Here is a 554-nt window from a genome sequence, read left to right on the forward strand (position 1 = left end):
GGCCGCATGCATGGCGGGGCGGGTGGCGACCGCACCATGGGCCTGTTCATCAACACCCTGCCGCTGCGGCTTGATCTGGACGGCACCGCCGTCGAGGCAAGCGTGCGGATCACGCATGCCCGGCTGGCCGAGCTGCTGGCGCACGAGCAGGCCTCGCTGGCGCTGGCGCAACGCTGCAGCGGCGTTGCGGCGCCGGCGCCGCTGTTCAGTGCGCTGTTGAACTACCGCCACACCGCGCCGGCGCTCGCTTGCGGAGCGGATGCCGGGCTACCCGGTGTGGAATGGCTGGGCGGGGAGGAACGCACCAACTATCCGCTGAGCATGGCAGTAGAGGATTTTGGCGAGGCGCTCGGCCTGACGGCGCAGGTGGCGGAAGGCATCTCCGCGGATCGGGTCTGCGGCTACATGCAGCGCGCGCTGGAGCAACTGGCGGACGCGCTGGAGCGGGCGCCGACCACGCCGGTGCGCAAGCTGGACATCCTGCCGGCCGACGAACGGGCGTATCTGCTGGAGGAGCTAAACCGGACGGCGGCGCCTTATCCCTCAGAGCAGTG

Annotated in this window: 1 protein-coding gene; it reads left to right on the plus strand. The window is 70.4% G+C overall.

Features of this window, described 5'->3' with window-relative positions; all coding sequences use genetic code 11:
- Nucleotides 1-36: 36 nt before the first annotated feature.
- Nucleotides 37-554 (plus strand): hypothetical protein (locus SO140_RS46410; RefSeq protein ID WP_498544268.1); only part of this gene is annotated, 518 nt, incomplete at its 3' end.

Source organism: Bradyrhizobium sp. UFLA05-108, from assembly GCF_059803455.1.